Source organism: Paenibacillus rigui, from assembly GCF_002234615.1.
GTDB classification, from domain to species: Bacteria; Bacillota; Bacilli; order Paenibacillales; family NBRC-103111; genus Paenibacillus_S; species Paenibacillus_S rigui.
Window position 1 is genome coordinate 49,626 of record NZ_NMQW01000015.1, and the last position, 18,931, is coordinate 68,556.

Annotated in this window: 15 protein-coding genes; 3 read left to right on the plus strand and 12 right to left on the minus strand. The window is 53.1% G+C overall.

Translation table 11 applies throughout. The features are described 5' to 3' along the window. Window positions 1-15 precede the first annotated feature (15 nt). Both CF651_RS10410 and CF651_RS10415 read right to left on the minus strand, forming a co-directional pair. Window positions 16-1,500 carry a sensor histidine kinase gene (locus tag CF651_RS10410; protein ID WP_094014794.1) on the minus strand — a complete coding sequence of 495 codons (1,485 nt, stop codon included), beginning with the start codon at window positions 1,498-1,500 and terminating at the stop codon, window positions 16-18. Next, the gene (locus CF651_RS10415) at window positions 1,497-2,180 is read right to left on the minus strand and encodes a response regulator transcription factor (RefSeq protein ID WP_094014795.1); all 684 of its coding nucleotides are present in this window, start codon (window positions 2,178-2,180) and stop codon (window positions 1,497-1,499) included. Before CF651_RS10415 ends, CF651_RS10410 begins: the two co-directional genes overlap by 4 nt. Window positions 2,181-2,380: 200 nt before the next feature. On the opposite strand from CF651_RS10415, the gene CF651_RS10420 reads away from it, so the two are divergent. The 3 genes from CF651_RS10420 to CF651_RS10430 all read left to right on the plus strand — a co-directional run bounded on the left by CF651_RS10420 (window position 2,381) and on the right by CF651_RS10430 (window position 4,497). Then, window positions 2,381-2,809, plus strand: a complete 429-nt coding sequence (locus CF651_RS10420; protein WP_094014796.1) for a hypothetical protein — start codon at window positions 2,381-2,383, stop codon at window positions 2,807-2,809. A gap of 63 nt (window positions 2,810-2,872) precedes the next feature. Next, a complete protein-coding gene (locus CF651_RS10425; protein ID WP_094014797.1) occupies window positions 2,873-3,928 on the plus strand; it encodes an FAD:protein FMN transferase in 1,056 nt (351 codons plus the stop codon). Further along, window positions 3,925-4,497: a ferric reductase gene (locus tag CF651_RS10430; protein ID WP_094014798.1), complete on the plus strand. Its 573-nt coding sequence runs from the start codon at window positions 3,925-3,927 to the stop codon at window positions 4,495-4,497. The genes CF651_RS10425 and CF651_RS10430 overlap by 4 nt, the downstream gene beginning before the upstream one ends. A gap of 182 nt (window positions 4,498-4,679) precedes the next feature. On the opposite strand, the gene argH is transcribed toward CF651_RS10430, so the two are convergent. The 10 genes from argH to secA all read right to left on the minus strand — a co-directional run bounded on the left by argH (window position 4,680) and on the right by secA (window position 18,808). After that, the gene (gene argH, locus CF651_RS10435) at window positions 4,680-6,095 is read right to left on the minus strand and encodes an argininosuccinate lyase (protein ID WP_094014799.1); all 1,416 of its coding nucleotides are present in this window, start codon (window positions 6,093-6,095) and stop codon (window positions 4,680-4,682) included. A 558-nt stretch (window positions 6,096-6,653) separates the two neighbouring features. Continuing rightward, entirely contained in the window at window positions 6,654-7,889 is a 1,236-nt protein-coding gene (locus tag CF651_RS10440; RefSeq protein ID WP_094014800.1) for an argininosuccinate synthase, read from the minus strand. Between the two features lie 28 nt (window positions 7,890-7,917). Continuing rightward, complete coding sequence (argF, locus tag CF651_RS10445) at window positions 7,918-8,850, minus strand: ornithine carbamoyltransferase (RefSeq protein ID WP_245855825.1); 933 nt, start codon at window positions 8,848-8,850, stop codon at window positions 7,918-7,920. A gap of 234 nt (window positions 8,851-9,084) precedes the next feature. Further along, window positions 9,085-10,275, minus strand: a complete 1,191-nt coding sequence (locus CF651_RS10450) for an acetylornithine transaminase (protein WP_094014802.1) — start codon at window positions 10,273-10,275, stop codon at window positions 9,085-9,087. Window positions 10,276-10,312: 37 nt separating this feature from the next. Beyond that, window positions 10,313-11,104 carry an acetylglutamate kinase gene (gene argB / locus CF651_RS10455; RefSeq protein ID WP_094014803.1) on the minus strand — a complete coding sequence of 264 codons (792 nt, stop codon included), beginning with the start codon at window positions 11,102-11,104 and terminating at the stop codon, window positions 10,313-10,315. Between the two features lie 46 nt (window positions 11,105-11,150). Next, entirely contained in the window at window positions 11,151-12,377 is a 1,227-nt protein-coding gene (argJ, locus tag CF651_RS10460) for a bifunctional glutamate N-acetyltransferase/amino-acid acetyltransferase ArgJ (protein WP_094014804.1), read from the minus strand. A gap of 27 nt (window positions 12,378-12,404) precedes the next feature. Next, a complete protein-coding gene (gene argC / locus CF651_RS10465; RefSeq protein ID WP_094014805.1) occupies window positions 12,405-13,454 on the minus strand; it encodes an N-acetyl-gamma-glutamyl-phosphate reductase in 1,050 nt (349 codons plus the stop codon). Window positions 13,455-13,785: 331 nt separating this feature from the next. Next, window positions 13,786-14,691 carry a YitT family protein gene (locus CF651_RS10470; RefSeq protein ID WP_094014806.1) on the minus strand — a complete coding sequence of 302 codons (906 nt, stop codon included), beginning with the start codon at window positions 14,689-14,691 and terminating at the stop codon, window positions 13,786-13,788. Window positions 14,692-15,043: 352 nt separating this feature from the next. Then, window positions 15,044-16,163 (minus strand): peptide chain release factor 2 gene (gene prfB, locus CF651_RS10475; RefSeq protein ID WP_144029041.1). Its coding sequence is split into 2 segments (ribosomal slippage): window positions 15,044-16,090 and window positions 16,092-16,163, totalling 1,119 coding nucleotides; the frame shifts between segments, so codons are not numbered across the junction. Between the two features lie 140 nt (window positions 16,164-16,303). Then, window positions 16,304-18,808 (minus strand): preprotein translocase subunit SecA, encoded by a 2,505-nt coding sequence (gene secA, locus CF651_RS10480; protein ID WP_094014808.1) that lies wholly within the window; start codon window positions 18,806-18,808, stop codon window positions 16,304-16,306. Between the last annotated feature and the right edge of the window lie 123 nt (window positions 18,809-18,931).

The window sequence follows — 18,931 nt, forward strand, 5'->3', positions numbered from 1 at the left end:
ATATTCGATGCGTTTTTAAGCTTGGGGGAGCCTCACTGTAAACGTGCTGCCCTCTCCCACTTCACTTTCTACGCCAATCGTCCCTCCGTGTATATCTACGATAGACTTCGTAATGGACAGCCCCAGTCCCGCTCCACCGTATTTGCGCGCACGGGAGGTTTCAATCCGATAGAACCGATCGAACAAATGAGCTTTATGCTCCTCGGGAATGCCCGGACCATTATCCTTGACCGAGAGCACAATCCTTCGCGACTTGGGATCTTCGCGCAGCGCGACCTCAATATGCCCTTGTTGGGCATCGGTATGCTGAATCGCATTTTGGAACAGGTTCAGTACCACCTGCTTTATTTTATCCTGATTGCAGTGGCACTTCAGATCAGGCTGAAGCGCGAACGCCACGGTCCGGTTACCGGCCAGCAGCCGAAGCTGCGGCTCCATATCGTGCAGCATCCGGTCGAGACGCTCCTCCTTCACCTCGAAGGTCGGCGTTCGGTCGAGACGCGCCAGCATAAACAAATCCTGCACCAGCTTATTGATCCGCTCGGACTCCCCGTACATGCTCTTCAGCGCCTTCTCCAGCTGATCCGGATGGCTTGCCGCGCCGCGAAGCAATATTTCCAGAAACCCGTGAATCGAAGTCAACGGTGTTCGCAGCTCATGGGAAGCATCGGCAATAAACCGCCGCATCTGTTCCTTGGCTTCCTTCTCCGCCTCGAACGATTCCTCCAGCCTTTCCAGCATGGCGTTGAATGACATGGACAGACGGTCGATTTCCAGCTGGCCCTGCTGCACCGGCAGCCGTTCATTCAATTTCCCGGCATCAATTTGTTCCATCGTATCGACCATCGTAAATAGCGGAACAAGCGTACGGCGAAGCACCGGCAAAAAGGTCAACAGGCCAAATATCATGGCCACAAGGGACAGCCCGACAAACGTCATGAGCTGCCGGAACAGCAGATTCTTTAACGGTATTGTGCTCGAGCTGAGCTGAAACAGGCCTACCGGGCGCCCTCGCGGACCTACCGGCTGAAAGGACACCAGCTGTTCCTCTCCGTTACTGTCCTGCAGCACCCTGTACGGCAGCTTGCCTTCGCTGTTCAACAGCTCCGCGTACGCCTCCGTGGAAAGCTTCGGTCCCTTACCCGAGCTGTTGGGCGGCTCCGAGACCAGATTATAATTCCCTTCCGCATCGATGTAGGCAATGGTCGTCTCCGGTACGAATAGCATGGGACGGTCCATCCGCGGAGGATTGTTTTCCTTCTCGCCTGTTTTGTCCCTATCCCGGTCAAACCGGTTCCAAGCTTCGCGAGGCAAGGATATCGCCTGACTTTGCATCGTTTCCGCCTTGTTCTTATACAGAAACTGCTGCATGAAAATATACTGAAACACTCCGATTAACAGCAGCAGGCCTGCGAGAATAAATAAAGACCGGGACAGCAGCTGATACCGAAGCGATTGAGGCGCAAAAAAGCGGAGGCAGCGGGCAAACACGGCACTCATGACAAATCGACTCGGTAACCCGCTCCGCGCAGCGTACGGATCAGCTTATGCTCCCGATCGTTCAGCTTGTCTCTTAGCGAGCGGATATAGACTTCCACAATATTTTCTTCCCCACCGAAATCGTAACCCCAAACCTTTTCCAATATCATCGATTTGCTCAGCACCAGCCCGTGGTTGATCACCAAAAATTTCAGCAGCTCATATTCGGTCGGCGACAGCTCTAATACTTGTTCCCCATAAATGATTTCCTTGCGCCGGTCGTCGATACGGAATGGTCCCGCTACCACTTCCCCGAACAAATTCGGAAATTGATTGCGTATTCTTGCGTGGATACGGGCCAGCAGCTCCTCAAAGCTGAAGGGCTTGCTCATATAATCGTCCGCGCCCAGCGTCAGCCCCTTGATCCGGTCCTCCACCTCTTCCTTGGCCGTCAGCATAATGACTGCTATGTTATGCGTTTTCTTCAGCATGCGGCATACTTCAAACCCGTCCATTCCCGGCATCATCACATCGAGAATGGCGACATGAGGCTGAAATTCCTTGGCGGCGGTGACCGCCATAAAGCCGTCCTGTGCCGTCATGACCTCGAAGCCTTCATTTTGCAGGCCAAACTCCAAAAATTGCAAAATATTCGGCTCATCATCTATCAACAATATCTTGATTCCTTTTAATTGACGCATATATACATTCCCCTCCGACCCCTATTGTACCTCATTTTTTCCGCGGCGCATCCCCCTTATCCAAGGTTTCAGCAAACTTTCAGCCTATGCTCAAGATTGCCTCAGGTTGTCGTTACATAATGTTCTCATAAGCAATGAAATTACTATAAACCATCCGGCTCTGCTCCATTGCCAGAACCGGTTCAAAGGAGCTAAACCATATGAAGAATAAAACATCAAAGTGGCTCAAATGGAAAATCGGTGCCGTCGGACTGCTTGGACTCGTCCTTTTGTTTCATGAGGTGAAATCCAGTGCCGCATTTCAACAGGCCTACGCTCATGCATCGCCCAACAAGGAACAGCCGACTGCGAGTACACAGGATCATCAGGACGGGGTTATGAAGGAATGGCGGCAAAATCGCCAGGAGGGCTCCAGCATGGATAACAGCGCCCCCTCTTCACGCAAACACCGTCAGAGCGCTAATGCCGCTCCCAGGAATGACGCTTCTCTGAACGGCGGCTCAGGCTTTGGAAGCTCCAGTGGAGGTACAGGAAGCTCAAGTCGTTCAGGCGATTCCAGTTCGGGAGGCTCCATGAATCCGGGCAGCTCCTCCACCACGACGCCGAATACACGGACCGGACGGTCTTAACCGTACCTGAATTATAGATAACAACCTGTCTACGAAATACCCCTATAAAAGGAGGGCAACACCATGGCTATCCCATCAGGCAATGATGCGAATCAATCGTTCCAATTTCGGGCCATGAATACCCATATTGACATCACATTGAGCTGCAATCCGGAAGATGCCGCTGATTATCTCGACCTCGCACGCGACTGGTTCCATTATGCGGAGGAACGGTTTAGCCGTTTTGAGGTAAAAAGCGAGCTGAGCCATCTGAACCGGCTTGCAGGAGAAACGTGCCTTGTTTCCGAAACGATGCTGGAGGTACTCGTTCTTGCGGACAGCTACCGCCAGCTCACGGACGGCATCTTTAACCCCCTGCTGCACCATGCCATAACCTCGGCCGGGTACAGCGATTCATTCGAGCGTTTGCAGCATGCCGCCCAGCCGATAAAGTCTGGCATCCTGCCTGTGGAGGAAGCACAGCCGCCCCTGCCTCTGCTGATCCAGCCGGCCATGAGGTCCGTCAAGCTGCCTTCCCAGGCGGGCCTCGACCTGGGCGGTATCGTCAAGGGCTGGTCAGTGAAAAGGCTGGCCGACTATTTCAGAGATACACTGCAGGTGAAAAGAGGCCTCATCAATGCCGGAGGCGACTTGACGGTCTGGGGAGGAGCCTCTGCGGAGGGAGCTCCCTGGATTATCGACATCGAGCATCCATGGCAGACGTCGGATAGCTTCGGACGGCTGACCTTCTCCGAGGGCGCGGCTGCCACTTCCAGCATATTGGGAAGACAGTGGACTACCGACCATGGCCCGATGCACCATTTGATTGATCCGCGTACGATGCGGCCAAGCGCAAGCGACGTCGTACAGTGTACTGTCACCGGAGGCCAGGACTCCGATACGGTGGCCTGCGAAGTCTGGGCAAAGGTGCTGTGCGTTCTCGGAACAGAGGAAGGATTGGCTCTGCTGAACCGCAAAGGAGTCCGTTACGAAGCGCTCCTTTTTACAGCTAATCAGGAAACCCATTTCTACGGAAATCCCGAATCCTTGGGAACGATATGGCAGCAGGTTGATACGGATCACTGCCACATTCATAAGAATACGGCGGCTTCTCCCCGCTACGGAGGTGAATGGAGATGATTACATGGATAACACAATTACCCCTATGGCAAATCATTCGGGTGCTGGGCTTGATTTCCTTTGTTTTGCTGACGGCAGGCATCGGGCTTGGCATCAGCTATGGCTTCCCTTTTTGGAACGGTCAGGTCAAGGCAAAGCTGTACAAAATCCATACCCTGTCTACCAACACCGGGATGGCTCTCGGTCTGCTGCACGGGATGATCACGGTGATCGATACGTATACCCCTTTTAGCTGGAGTGGCGTATTCATTCCTTTCACGGCGGCTCGCTCCCCTGTGCTGAACGGTTTGGGGACCCTGTCCGTATACGGGATGCTTCTTGTTATATTCACGTCGGATATCCGCAATAAAATCAAGAAAAAGCTGTGGTTTCTCATTCACCTTCTCTCTTATCCAATCTTCGTCATGACGTTCATTCATGGCTACTTCCTCGGTACGGATACGCAGTATACCGGTATTCGTTGGCTGTATCTGGTATCCGCCCTTGTGGTCGTCGGCCTAAGCCTGGTGCGGTTTATGATTACATCCGGGGGGCCAGCAAGGACAGCGGGGAAACCGGTAAGCCGGTGAAAAGCTGAAATATCCTGCCTCTTGATCGCATCCAATAGAAGGTTGTGAGTAAATACGCCTCTATAAGATAAGTTACCTTATAAGCAAAAAAAGCCCGGTACCGTCGGTGCAGAAGCTGTCAGCTTCAATGCACTTGGTGTACCGGGTTTTGTTTTTACGGGGAGCTGCGCTGCCCATGCCCGTTATTTGCTTTTGTTATAAAATTGCTCGAACCACTCGTTCGTTTTGCCTGCAACAGCTTCCGCACGCGTGATGGCCTCGCTCACCTGATTGCTCGCCGTACCGCCGTATACGTTACGGGCGTTCACCACTTGCTCCGGCTGCAGCACTTTGTAAATGTCCTGCTCGAACAGCTTGGAGAACTGGTGGAATTCTTCCAGCTTCAGATCCAGCAGGAACTTTTGATTCTGAATACAATACAGAACCGTTTTCCCGATGACTTCATGCGCCTGACGGAACGGCAAGCCTTTGTTCACCAAGTAGTCTGCGATATCTGTAGCATTGGAGAAGTCCTGATTCACCGCTTGACGCATTTGCTCCTTGTTCACCTTCATGGTGCTCACCATCGGAGCGAACAATTGCAGTGCGCCCTGCAGCGTTTTCACTGTATCGAACATGCCTTCCTTGTCTTCCTGCATGTCCTTGTTGTAAGCCAACGGCAGCGATTTCAGCACGGTCAGCAGGCCGAACAAATTGCCGTATACCCGCCCGGTTTTTCCGCGTACGAGCTCGGGAACATCCGGGTTTTTCTTTTGCGGCATGATGCTGCTGCCTGTACAGAACGCATCATCCAGCTCGATAAAACGGAACTCGGTGCTGGACCACAGAATCATTTCCTCGGAGAAACGGGATAAATGCATCATGATCATCGAAGCGTTGGACAAAAACTCGATAATAAAGTCGCGGTCGCTCACCGCATCCAGCGAGTTCTCGTACACGCCGTCGAAGCCCAGCTGCTGCGCCACGAAATGACGGTCGATCGGGAACGTCGTTCCGGCCAAAGCACCCGCTCCTAACGGCAGCACGTTGATCCGCTTGTAGCTGTCTTGCAGACGCTCGATATCGCGTTGGAACATCGAGACATACGCCATCAGATGATGGGCGAACAATATCGGCTGTGCCCGCTGCAAATGCGTGTAGCCCGGCACGATCGTGTCGATGTTGTTTTTCGCTTGCTCCAGGAGCGCTTCCTGCAGCTTGTTCAGCAAGCCTACGAATTCCACAACGCGCTTGCGCAGGTACAAATGCATGTCCGTCGCAACTTGGTCATTACGGCTGCGTCCTGTATGCAGCTTGCCCCCGACCGGTCCGACCTCGTCGATCAGCGCTTTCTCGATGTTCATATGAATATCTTCATCGCTGACGGAGAACTCCATTTCGCCGCGGCGAATAACATGCTGCACCTTCAGAAGGCCGTCTTTGATTTTCTCGACGTCATCCAAGGGAAGAATACCGCATTTGCCCAGCATGGTGACATGCGCCAGGCTGCCTTGAATATCCTCTTCGGCCAGCTCTTTATCGAACAGGATGGAAGCCGTATACTCTTCCACCAACTGATCCGTTTTCTTCGTAAATCGTCCACCCCAAAGCTTTGACAACGTAATTGCCTCCTTATTGTGGCTTGTGAGTCTTCAAGTGCAATTTGAAAAAGAAGCCCTCCGGGATGGTATATCCTCTCCGACCGTTGTTGTCCATGTGAAAATTATTGATCCGCTTTTCAGCGTGCTTTTCCCATGGACAAAGGCGGTCGCTTCACTCCTCCAGAGAATACACCATCCCTTCGGCTTGTTTCGAGAAACATTGCATACTCACAAGCTTTGTACTCTAGAAAAACAGTGGCGTCCAGCTATCTGCCGCCATATGGCAACCCGCATCGACCGAATGAAAGCACCCGAGTCAGTCGCGGGCCATAGCCCAATACTGCCTTCGCCTTTACGCTCATCACTCGTATATCCATATCACATATCGCCCCGAACAGCATTAGACATCCTATGCGCCAGGTGTGATCCTGCACCCAAAACAAAGGGGAAAACATAGCAAAAGCGATGCAAGCTTCCCCAAGTGTCCAGAGGACACTGCAGGAAGCCCGCTTCGCTATGGGCAGGCCGGACTTAGCCGCTTCATTTCTCCCTATGCCGCGGCCCCTAAGCCGTTCATTACTTCTTGCTTTGCTCTACGCCGGAAGAAACCTTCAAGCGCAGCGCGTTCAGACGGATAAAACCGGCCGCGTCGCCTTGGTTGTACGCCTGGGTAGGGTCCGCTTCCATCGTCGCGATGTCAGGGTTGTACAAGCTCACAGGGCTTTGTACGCCGGCGCCGATGACGTTGCCTTTGTACAGCTTCAGACGTACGGTACCAGTTACGTTCTTTTGGCTCTCATCTACCAGCGCTTGCAGAGCAAGACGCTCCGGCGCGAACCAGAAACCGTTGTACACCAGCGTAGCGTAACGGGAAATCAGAGAGTCGCGCAGGCTCATAACCTCACGGTCCATCGTGAGGGACTCCATTTTGCGGTGAGCGGTGAACAGGATCGTACCGCCCGGTGTTTCATACACACCGCGGCTCTTCATGCCGACAAAACGGTTCTCAACCATGTCGACACGGCCGATACCATGCTTGCCGCCAAGCTCGTTCAGGCGTTCCATGACAGTGAGCGGATCCATTTTGTCGCCGTTGAGGCCAACGCAGTTTCCTTTTTCGAAATTCAATTCCACGTATTCCGCTTGATCCGGAGCATCCTCCGGGTCTACGCTCAAGACGAACATATCTTTGTTCGACGTTGCGCTGGGATCAAACCAAGGATCTTCCAGCATACCGCTCTCAAAGCTGATGTGCAGCAGGTTGCGGTCGGTGGAGTAAGGCTTCGCAGCGGATGCCGTTACCGGAATGCCATGCTTCTCGGCGTAAGCGATCATTTCCGCACGACCCGGGAACGTTTCACGGAACTCTTCCAAGCGCCAAGGTGCGATCACTTCCAGCTCAGGTGCCAAAGCGGCCGCCGTCAGCTCGAAGCGCACTTGGTCGTTGCCTTTGCCTGTAGCGCCGTGGGCGATTGCCGTTGCGCCTTCCTTGCGCGCGATTTCTACCATGCGCTTCGCGATCAAAGGACGGGCAATGCTCGTGCCGAGCAAATATTGTCCTTCATACAAAGCTCCCGCCTGGAACATCGGGAAGATGAAATCCTTTGCGAATTCCTCGCGAAGGTCGTCGATATAAATTTTCGATGCGCCGGTGGCCAGAGCTTTCGCTTCCAAACCGTCAAGCTCGTCCTTTTGCCCGATATCGGCAGTGAACGCGATAATTTCCGCATCATACGTTTCTTTCAGCCATTTCAAAATAATCGACGTATCCAAGCCGCCGGAGTATGCCAATACAATTTTTTGCTTCGCCATGATTCAAGTTCGCTCCTTAGAAAAAGTTCTACATAATTGCAGCCATAATCGCTTTTTGCGCGTGCAGACGATTTTCCGCCTGATCAAATATAATGGAGTTCGGTCCGTCAATGACCCCTTCACTCACTTCTTCGCCGCGGTGTGCAGGCAAGCAGTGCATGAACAGGTAGTCTTTCTTCGCATAACGGGCCAGCTCTTCATTTACCTGGAAGTTCGCGAACGCGATCTCGCGCTCCTTCTGCTCCTCCTCGAAGCCCATGCTCGCCCATACATCCGTGTATACGACATCCGCATCTGCAATAGCTTCCTTCGGATCATTGCCCACATACAGCTTTGCACCGGTTTGGCCCGCTACATCGCGCGTCGAGGCAACAATCCCTGTATTCGGCTCATAGCCTTGCGGCGAGGCGCAGGCAAAATCAATCCCCAGCTTCGCAGCACCCATCATCAGGGAGTGCACCATATTGTTGCCGTCGCCGATATAAGCAACCTTCAAGCCGCGCAGGCGTCCTTTGTGCTCCAATACCGTTTGGTAATCGGCCAATGCCTGGCAAGGGTGAGAACGGTCGGTCAAGCCGTTAATGACGGGAACCGTAGCTCCGCGTGCCAACTCAATCACTTTGCGGTGAGCGAACGTGCGGATCATGATGCCGTCCAAATAACGGGACATAACTTGCGCCGTATCCCATACCGGTTCGCCGCGTCCAAGCTGGAGGTCATTCTTGCTCAAAAACAAGGCGTGGCCGCCGAGCTGGTACATCCCGACTTCAAACGATACCCGGGTCCGTGTCGACGATTTCTCGAAAATCATCCCGAGGGTCTTGCCCTTCAGCGGCTGGTACACTTCGCCCTCTTTTTGTTTTCTTTTCAGCTCGATAGCCAGATCAATTAAATAGTGAAGCTCTTCCGGCGAAAAATCAGCGATGGAAAGGAAATCCCTTCCCTTTAGGTCAATTGCCATTTGTTGTTCGGTTCCTGCCAAGGATCTCGCCCCTTTCGATCTTATCATGTATATCCTAGCCCAGTGGGCAGATTTGCATCTGCTTGCCGGGTTCCTTTTTAAAATTCTGTCAACCCATCGAAGTCCGCAGCACGGACGGGCGGGGTCTTCTTCCTGATGACTGACGCTGCTTCAGGATGATTCCGCCCGGCCCGGCCCCGCCTCGACCCTTGTTCCGCCGACCGGCCGGCTCTATTATACTGCTGCAGCCGCTTGCTTGTTCAATACCGAGCTAATAGCGTCCAGACCGCGGTCCACGTCTTCCTTCGCGATCAGCAGGCTTGGCGCCAGCCGAATCACATTCGGTCCGGCCGATACGACGAGCACGCCCTGCTCCTGCAGACGAGCGATAACGTCAGCCACCGGCTGCGTGCATTCGATACCGATGAGCAAGCCCAGCCCGCGCACTTCCTTCACGAGCGGATTGCCCGACAGCTGCTCCGACAGCTTGCTCACGATGTAGCCGCCCAGCTCCTGCGCACGCTCCGGCAGCTTCTCGGAGAGCAATGTCTCCATCGTCGCAATACCTGCCGCTGTCGACAAGTAGTTGCCTCCGAACGTCGAACCGTGGCTGCCTGCGGAGAACGCTTCGCGCAGCTTCTCTTTGCCCAGCATCGCGCCGATCGGCATTCCGCTGCCCAAGCCTTTCGCCAAGGTGAAAATATCCGGCTCGATGCCGTAGTGCTCGAATGCGAACATTTTGCCCGTACGGCCCATGCCCGTTTGGATTTCATCCACGATCAGCAGCAGGCCATGCTGCTTGCAAAGCTCCGCCACCTTGCTGACGAATGCTTGATCCGCACGGTTTACGCCGCCCTCACCTTGCACCATCTCGAGCATGATCGCACACGTTTTAGGTCCGATTACCTTCTCCAACGCCTCCGCATCGTTGTAAGGAGCATATACGAAGCCTTCCGGCAGAGGTGCGAAGCCCTCTTTCACTTTATCCTGGCCCGTTGCCGTTAGCGTTGCCAAGGTACGGCCGTGGAACGACAGGTGGAACGTGATGATCTCGTATTGGTCCTTCTTTCCGAGCACCTTCTGAAAATAACGACGCGCCAGCTTGATGGCGGCTTCGTTCGCTTCCGCTCCGCTGTTGCAGAAGAACACCGCGTCGCCGCAGCTGTTATCCGTCAGCAGCTTCGCGAGCTTTTCCTGGTTCGGAATGTGAAACAGGTTGCTTGTATGCCAGAGCAGATCAACCTGCTCCTTCAAGCGCTCCGATACCTGCTTGGGTGCATGGCCCAGGTTGGTCACGGCCAGACCGCACATGAGGTCCAAATATTCCTTTCCGTTCTCATCCCACAAGCGGCTACCTTCCCCTTTCACAAATGCCAACGGGTAACGGCCGTAATTCGGAAATAAAGAATTTGCTCCTTCTCCCATGTCGATCCACTCCTTTATCAGATGGTTAATTTACAGCTTACTTCACAATACGCGTTCCGATTTCGGCGCCTTTGATCACGCGGCTTAATACTTCCGGCTCAGCGCCGTTCACAATAATAACCTCGCGGACCTTACCTTGAATGCACTGCACCGCAGCCCGAACCTTCGGAATCATGCCCCCGTAGATTTCACCGCTCGCGATCATTTCGTCTATCTCTTGCACCGTCACGGTCGGGAGCACCTTTTTCTCGCCGTCCACCGTCTTCATAATGCCCGGAACGTCCGTAACGACGATCATTCGCTCCACACCGAGGTGCGATGCGACAGCCCCAGCCGCTGTGTCCGCGTTGATGTTGTAGCGCTGACCTCCGTCAGCCCCGAGGCCGATCGGTGCAATGACCGGCATATAGCCCATCTTAACCACACCTTGGATCAGCTCGGCATTGACGTGGGAAACATTGCCCACAAGCCCAACCTCATGAGCGTTGGCTACCGGCTCCGCTTGGATCAGCTTGCCGTCCACGCCCGACAGCCCGAGAGCGCGTGCACCGGACAGCTGAATTTTGCGGACAATCTCCTTGTTGATCTGACCGGCCAGCACCATCTCAACGACATCCAGCACCGCTTCATTCGTCTTGCGCAGACCGCCTACGAACTCCGTCTCGATCCCCAGCTTGCCAAGTGTATCGTTGATCGCAGGGCCGCCTCCGTGAACAATAACCGGAATAATGGCTTCATCCTGAAGTCCTTTTAAATCTTTAAAAAAAGAATCCGGCAGCGCAGCCAGTGTGCTGCCGCCGCACTTCATTACAAAACACATCGCGCTCATGTTCCGTTCCCCTTACATATAGATTAGATCCTCTCGAACCCATGTATTATGTCCGATATGCGGCATTAATCCTTACGTAATCATACGTCAGGTCGCAGCCCCAAGCCGTTGCTGTCACATCTCCCATATGCAGGTCAACATAAATTTGGACCAGCTCGGTTTTCAAATAAGCCTCGGCCCGGTCTTCATCGAACTTTACAGGTCTGGATTGCTCCAGCACCGTAATGTCGCCAAGACGGATATCGACGGTTTCCGTGTTCACCGGATATCCTGCACGCCCTACCGCTGCAATGATGCGGCCCCAGTTCGCGTCTGCACCGAAGCAGGCGGATTTCACCAGGCTGGAGCCGATGACCGTCTTTGCAATCGCGCGTGCCGCTTCTTGCGACTCCGCTCCCGCTACGTTCACTTCAATCAGCTTCGTTGCGCCTTCGCCGTCTCTCGCAATCGCTTTGGCCAAGTACTCGCCGACATAGCGGAAGCCCGCTTCGAATGCCGCCCAATCCGGGTGATCCGGTGTCAATGGCTCATGCTCAGCCTTACCGCTTGCCATCACGACTACCATATCGTTTGTGCTTGTATCTCCATCCACTGTAATCATGTTGAACGTGGAATCCGTTACAGCGCTGAGCAGCTTCTGCAGCTGGGCGCTCTCGATATTCGCATCCGTCGTCATGAAGCCCAGCATCGTCGCCATATTCGGATGAATCATGCCCGAGCCTTTGGCTGCGCCGGCGATATGTACCTTCTTACCGCCGACCGTCACACTCACACAAGTCATCTTCTGAACAAGATCCGTAGTCAGAATCGCCTGGCAAAAGTCCTCGCCGCCGTCCAGCTTCACCTGCGCCGGCAGCTTCTCGATGCCTCCCAGCACCTTCGGCATCGGCAGCAGCTCGCCGATCACGCCTGTCGACGTCACGCCGACATGATGCTCGGCTGCGCCGAACGCCTTCGCAGCAGCCAAACGCATGGCATACGCATCGTCCTCGCCTTGCTGTCCGGTACATGCATTCGCGTTGCCGCTGTTAACCAGCATAACCTGCAGCTTGCCGTCCACGGCAATGCTTTTCTGCGTCACGCGAAGCGGTGCCGCTTGAAAGGCATTCAGCGTGTACACGCCCGCTGCCTCCGCAGGCACGTCGCATACGATGACGCCCAGATCGTAGCGCTCCGTTTTTTTCAATCCGCAATGCAGTCCTCCTGCACGAAAACCTTGAGGCGTAGTAATCGTACCGTCGGGCACGACTGTAAATGCTTTGCTCACCGTCATCTTCTCCTCACCCATCAAGCTGCTTAATTAAGGATATACCGGGCTGAATGTCAATCCGGTCGTTTCTTCCCAGCCCATCATTAAATTCAAGTTTTGGATCGCTTGGCCCGCTGCTCCTTTGACCATGTTGTCGATCACCGAAATGACCGTCAACCGACCCGTGCGTGCATCCAGCGAGAAGCCGATATCACAATAATTTGAACCCCAAACATGCTTCGTTGCAGGCCAATTGCCTTGAGGCCGAATTCGGACAAAACGGCGCCCTTCATAATACTGCTTATACAGCTCGATGATTTCTTCTTCCGTATGCTTCTCTTTCAGATTAACATACATGGTGGACAAAATCCCGCGCGTCATCGGCACCAAATGCGTCGTAAACGTGACAACCACATCTTCACCGGCCACACGTCCGAGCACCTGCTCGATTTCAGGTGTATGCTGATGTTTGTTCACTTTATAAGCAAGGAAATTTTCATTGATTTCCGAATAATGACTTGTTAAACTGAGTCCGCGCCCTGCACCGGATACACCGGATTTGGAATCGATAATAATCGAAGATAAGTCCGCCCAGCCTGCTTTGACTAACGGGATCAATCCAAGCAAGGTAGCCGTAGGAAAACAGCCCGGATTCGAAATAAATTCCGCATCCTTCACTTCATCTGCAAATACCTCAGACAAGCCGTAAACAGCCTTTTCAACATATGCCGGGTCTGCCGGCTTGTGCTTATACCATTGCTCGTAAACTTCGCCGGAATTCAATCGGAAGTCTCCCGATAAATCAACCACCTTGAGCCCGGCATCAATCAGCTGCGGAGCCAGCGTGGAAGCTACGCCATGGGGCGTCGCCAAGAAGACGACATCCGCTTTTTGCTTCATTTGCTCCACATCAATACCGTCCAGCGCATCCACCATAATCTGGTTCAAATGCGGAAAGCCTTCCGCAATCGGCGCACCGGCACTGGAAGAAGAAATGACGGAAGTAATTTCGACGTTAGGATGGGCCAGCAGCAGACGAATCAATTCAACCCCGCCGTATCCCGTTGACCCGATAATGGCCGCTCTTAATTTGTTAGACATAACCGTTCCCTCCACATGCAAACTATGTATTATTATACATTTATAAGTATAATAATTCAATGGATTTTTTACCTCTTTTTCTTACAGCGGCCCGGAATCAGCTCTAAAAACAGCAGCCTGCCTATACAAAAGCCCCGCATAAAATGCAAGCTAAACTGTAAGCAGCACCAAGCTCCGCAGGCGGATTTTCCCTCCCCATAAGAGAAAGGAGTCCCCACCTGTATAAACTAATCTGCCCATCAGCCGTTCCGGTACCTATCGATGTATATTATCCATCATAACTCAAATTGCCGCTTCATTTCCAATGTTTAGTTCGCGTGAACAACCGCCCTTAGGGGGATCCGTGAAGCTTGAAGCCTTCCCCCAGCACCTCGTTCGTATCGCTCAAAATAACGAAAGCTCCCGGGTCGGTCGCCTTCACCAGCTCCTTCAGCCGGCTGACCTCCGTTTGCCCTACAACAACCATGAGGACCTGCCTGTCCTCCCCGGTATATCCCCCCGTCGCGTGAAGCTGAGTCAGCCCCCGGTCCAGCTCCACCAGTATCGCTTGACGGATTGCCTCCACCTCATCCGATATAATAAACGCAACCTTGGAATAGCTGAGTCCCAGCTGTACGACATTAATGGTTTTACTAGTGACGAACAGGCCGATAAGCGCATACATCGCTTTCTCCGGGGAGAGCACAATTCCCGCCGTTAAAATGACTAGCCCATCCAGCATAGCCACAGCCAGCCCCAGGCTCAAGCCCGTCAGACGGTGGATCATCTGCGCCGCCAAATCCAGCCCTCCGGTTGAAGCTCTCCCCCGAAAAACCAGTCCCAACCCCATTCCTACGAGCATCCCTCCGTAAATACCGGCCAGCAGCAGGTTGTCCGTCAATGCCGGCAATCCGCGGGTCAACAAAATAAGCAAAGGCAGCAGAACCGTTCCAACAGCCGTCTTCACTCCAAACTGCCCGCCCAATACCCAGGTGCCTACTATGAATAAAGGGATATTCAATGCCCACTGCGTGAGGGCCGGCTCAATCCCGAGTACTTCCTGCACAATAATACTGATTCCCGAAACCCCGCCGGACGCCACCTGATTCGGACTTAAAAATAAATTAAAGCTCAATGCAATAAGCCCCGAGCCGATGAACAAGAGCAAATATTCCATGATCTTACGACCTAGGGGCTGCTGGAGCCGACGCTGGATCGGAGATGCGTGTCGAGCTCTTTTCTTGTGGGGTTTAACCATTTGCCACTTGACCCCTCCTTCGTCAAAACATGCACAAACCGCCATTTCTCCGCAGCCTTACTTCCCCCCAGCCGCAGGGATAACCGGTTTCATTGCTGTTCTTCTTCATCTGCAGAAAAATGGTTGCCAGGGTTCCGTCTGTCATGAAACTCCAAGCTAACTATGTATACTAAAGCCGGCCTTTAACCGCAGCAAAAAAACCTACGCTTACTGCCTCCCGCCCCCGCTTTGCTGTTCATGGAACCGGACTGTTTCGAAGAGCCCTTCCGTCCCAAAGCGTCCTTGCTTGGCAATAAGTGTAGGATTTGCTTGTCAGTCTTGATTTATGTTATCTTCTGCGTCACTACCAGTGTTATTGAGTCTCGGTATCCGACTTAATCTGCAATCGCAGATAGGCGTCGATGAACATATCCAGATCGCCGTCCATGACCGCTCCGACGTTGCCTGTCTCCGCCGATGTCCGATGATCCTTAACCATGCTGTACGGATGAAACACATAGGAACGGATTTGGCTTCCCCATGCAATATCGGTTACTTCTCCGCGGATTTCTGCCAAATGCTTCATTTGCTCCTCGATTTTCTTCTCGTAAAGCTTGGAACGAAGCATTTTCATCGCACGCTCGCGGTTTTTGATCTGAGAGCGCTCCGTCTGGCAGCTAACCACCACTCCCGTAGGAAGATGCGTGATCCGAACTGCGGAATCCGTGGTGTTAATATGCTGTCCGCCGGCGCCGCTGGAGCGGTACGTATCGACCTTCAGGTCTTCCGTGCGGATATCCACCTCGACATCGTCGTCGATCTCCGGCATCACATCGCAAGAAACGAACGATGTATGACGGCGGCCCGAGGCGTCGAACGGAGAGATCCGCACGAGGCGGTGAACGCCTTTCTCCGCCTTCAAATAGCCATAAGCATTGTAGCCCTTAATGAGCAGCGTAACGCTCTTCACGCCCGCCTCGTCGCCCGGCAAATAGTCGAGCACCTCGACCTTGAAGTCCCGCTTCTCCGCCCAGCGGCGGTACATCCGCAGCAGCATCTCCGCCCAATCCTGGGACTCCGTCCCGCCGGCGCCAGGGTGGAGCTCGAGAATCGCATTCAGCTTGTCGTAAGGCTGGCTGAGCAACAGCTGCAGCTCAAAGTTCTCCAGCTTCGTTACCAGCGCGGCGATTCCCTTCTCGATGTCGGCCGCCATACTGTCGTCCTGCTCTTCCTGCATCAGCTCGACCATGAGCTCCAAATCCTCAAATTCCGAGGATAACGCCTGGAATTGGTCCACGCTTCCCTTAATCGCATTCATGTCAGCAATCGTTTTCTGGGCCTGTTCATTGTCGTCCCAGAAATCAGGCGCCGCCATTTTCTCTTCGTAGTTGCCGATCTCCTCCAGCTTCAGATCTAAGTCAAAGAGACCCCCTAAGCTCAGCTAGCCTTCTAGCCGTTTCTCGCAAATCCTGCTTCACTTCTGGTTCCAACATCCGTGTCCACTCCTTTAATATCGCCGGCTTGCGGCGCCTCACGTTCAAAAAAAGGGGGCCGGATCGATTTCCCGGCTTCCCTTTTGACAATGCGCTGGTTCAGTTGATGAGCCTTGCTTCCGAAACTTCCTTCACTTGGCCTAAGCCCCGTGACACTGCTTAAACTTCTTGCCGCTGCCGCAAGGGCACAAGTCGTTACGCCCGATCGGGCTCTCGTTCACGACCGGCTTCTTCGGAGCCGGCTCGCCGTCTGTAACGACCACGTCCGCTTCGATAACCGGCTGACGTTCGAGGTTCGTTTCTACGTGAGCTTTCATGATGTACGTAGCTACTTCCTCTTGAATCGCTTGGATCATCTCCTGGAACATCTCGAAGCCCTCAAATTGGTATTCACGCAGCGGATCTGTACCGCCGTAAGCACGGAGGTGAATCCCCTGGCGCAGCTGATCCATTGCATCGATGTGGTCCATCCATTTGGAATCGACCGCACGCAATACGATAACCTTCTCGAACTCGCGCATAAATTCTTCGCCGATCGTCTGTTCCCGCTCTTCATACAAACGCTGTACCAAATCCTTCACATACTGGGTCATGTCTTCCTTCTCTTTGCCCCATAGCTCTTCGGTGGTCAGCTGTCCTTCATGAAGGAACGTTCCGTTCGCATAATCAACGATTGCTTGCAGATCCCATTCCTCCGGAACGAGGTCACCCGGTGTATGGGCATCTACGATCCGCTCCACGACCGGCATAATCATGCCGAGTGCGATATCGCGGATGTTTTCCGACTCGAGCACCTCGCGGCGCTGCTTATAAATAATCTCACGCTGCTGATTCATCACATCATCGTATTGGAGTACAACCTTACGCACATCAAAGTTGTTTCCTTCAACCCGCTTTTGAGCCGACTCGACTGCACGCGAAATTAATTTGCTTTCGATTGGCTGATCTTCCTCAAAGCCAAGCTTATCCATCATGCCCATGATGTTCTCTGCACCAAACCGGCGCATCAGCTCATCCTCCATGGACAGGTAAAACTGAGAAGAACCCGGGTCGCCCTGACGTCCGGCACGACCGCGCAGCTGATTGTCGATACGACGGCTTTCATGACGCTCTGTACCTATAATATGCAAACCGCCGTTATCGTGTACGCCTTCTCCAAGCATAATATCGGTACCACGGCCCGCCATATTGGTCGCGATAGTAACCGCTCCAGGCTGTCCCGCGCGGGAAACGATCTCCGCTTCCTCCGCATGGTATTTGGCATTAAGTACTTTATGTGGAATGCCCTTGCGCTTCAGCATCTCGGATAACCGCTCCGAGTTTTCAATCGAGACGGTACCTACGAGTACCGGCTGCTTTTTCTCATGGCGCTTAACGATCTCTTCCACGACGGCTCTGAATTTACTATTCACTGATTTGTACACGACATCCGGGATATCGTGACGGATCATCGGGCGGTTGGTCGGAACGATAATAACCTCAAGACCGTAAATTTTCTTGAACTCTTCTTCCTCTGTCTTCGCCGTACCGGTCATCCCCGACAGCTTGCGGTACATCCGGAAGTAGTTCTGGAACGTAATGGTCGCCAGAGTCATCGACTCGTTCTGTACTTGAAGCTTTTCTTTGGCTTCAATCGCTTGATGCAGCCCGTCGCTGTAACGACGTCCTGTCATCAGACGGCCTGTAAACTCATCCACGATCACCACTTCATCTTCCTGCACGACGTAATCCACGTCACGCTTCATGATGACATGCGCTTTTAACGCTTGAGTGATGTGATGGTTTAGCGTGACATTCGCATGATCGAACAAATTCTCGATGTCAAAAGCTTGCTCCGCCTTGGCTACACCCGCTTCCGTCAATGTAACGGAACGCAGCTTGATATCGACGGTATAGTCGTCTTCTTCCTTCAAGCGGCTCACAAAATGATCCGCCCGGTAATACATATCCGTCGATTTGGCGGCTTGTCCGGAAATAATGAGCGGCGTTCTCGCTTCATCGACCAGGATCGAATCGACCTCGTCAATTACGCAGAAATACAGCGGCCGCTGCACCATTTGCTCTTTGTATACGACCATGTTGTCGCGCAAATAGTCGAAGCCGAATTCATTGTTCGTACCATATGTGATGTCACAGGCGTAGGCCTGCTGCTTTTGAAAATGCTCCAAGGAATTCAAGTTCACCCCGACCGTCATACCGAGGAACTCATAAATCTTACCCATTTCCGCACTATCCCGTTGTGCCAAATAATCATTGACCGTAACAACGTGTACGCCTTTGCCGAGCAGGGCGTTCAAATAGACCGGCAGGGTTCCTACAAGGGTCTTCCCTTCTCCGGTTCTCATCTCGGCGATACGGCCCTCGTGAAGCACCATACCCCCGATCAATTGTACATCGTAATGACGCTTGCCGAGCACACGCTTGGATGCTTCCCGTACAACAGCGAATGCCTCCGGCAGCAAGTCGTCCAAATCTTCACCCTGCTCCAAACGCTCACGGAACTCTGCCGTTTTGTTGCGCAGCTCCTCATCGGACAGGACCTCGATAGTCGGCTCCAATTCGTTGATCGCATCAACAGTTTTCCATAATCTTTTCACTTCACGTTCATTTGAATCGCCAAATATTTTCTTAACGAGTCCTAACATGGGCTCATCTCCCTTTTATAAGAACGGTTTGCTTTAAATTGTAGCAGTTTGCGACAAGAGTCGCAACAATTGAAGGGTCGTCCATTATTTATCATGGTATACATTCGTTTCCTTTATGCGAAA

Excerpts from the sequence above, each read along its gene's own strand:
- CF651_RS10450 (WP_094014802.1), bottom strand. The coding sequence starts at position 10,275 with ATGGGAGAAGGAGCAAATTCTTTATTTCCGAATTACGGCCGTTACCCG.
- secA (WP_094014808.1), bottom strand. The coding sequence starts at position 18,808 with ATGTTAGGACTCGTTAAGAAAATATTTGGCGATTCAAATGAACGTGAA.
- argC (WP_094014805.1), bottom strand. The coding sequence starts at position 13,454 with ATGTCTAACAAATTAAGAGCGGCCATTATCGGGTCAACGGGATACGGC.
- argJ (WP_094014804.1), bottom strand. The coding sequence starts at position 12,377 with ATGACGGTGAGCAAAGCATTTACAGTCGTGCCCGACGGTACGATTACT.
- CF651_RS10420 (WP_094014796.1), top strand. The coding sequence starts at position 2,381 with ATGAAGAATAAAACATCAAAGTGGCTCAAATGGAAAATCGGTGCCGTC.
- CF651_RS10470 (WP_094014806.1), bottom strand. The coding sequence starts at position 14,691 with ATGGTTAAACCCCACAAGAAAAGAGCTCGACACGCATCTCCGATCCAG.
- CF651_RS10425 (WP_094014797.1), top strand. The coding sequence starts at position 2,873 with ATGGCTATCCCATCAGGCAATGATGCGAATCAATCGTTCCAATTTCGG.
- CF651_RS10415 (WP_094014795.1), bottom strand. The coding sequence starts at position 2,180 with ATGCGTCAATTAAAAGGAATCAAGATATTGTTGATAGATGATGAGCCG.
- argF (WP_245855825.1), bottom strand. The coding sequence starts at position 8,850 with ATGGCAATTGACCTAAAGGGAAGGGATTTCCTTTCCATCGCTGATTTT.
- CF651_RS10440 (WP_094014800.1), bottom strand. The coding sequence starts at position 7,889 with ATGGCGAAGCAAAAAATTGTATTGGCATACTCCGGCGGCTTGGATACG.
- CF651_RS10430 (WP_094014798.1), top strand. The coding sequence starts at position 3,925 with ATGATTACATGGATAACACAATTACCCCTATGGCAAATCATTCGGGTG.
- CF651_RS10410 (WP_094014794.1), bottom strand. The coding sequence starts at position 1,500 with ATGAGTGCCGTGTTTGCCCGCTGCCTCCGCTTTTTTGCGCCTCAATCG.
- argB (WP_094014803.1), bottom strand. The coding sequence starts at position 11,104 with ATGAGCGCGATGTGTTTTGTAATGAAGTGCGGCGGCAGCACACTGGCT.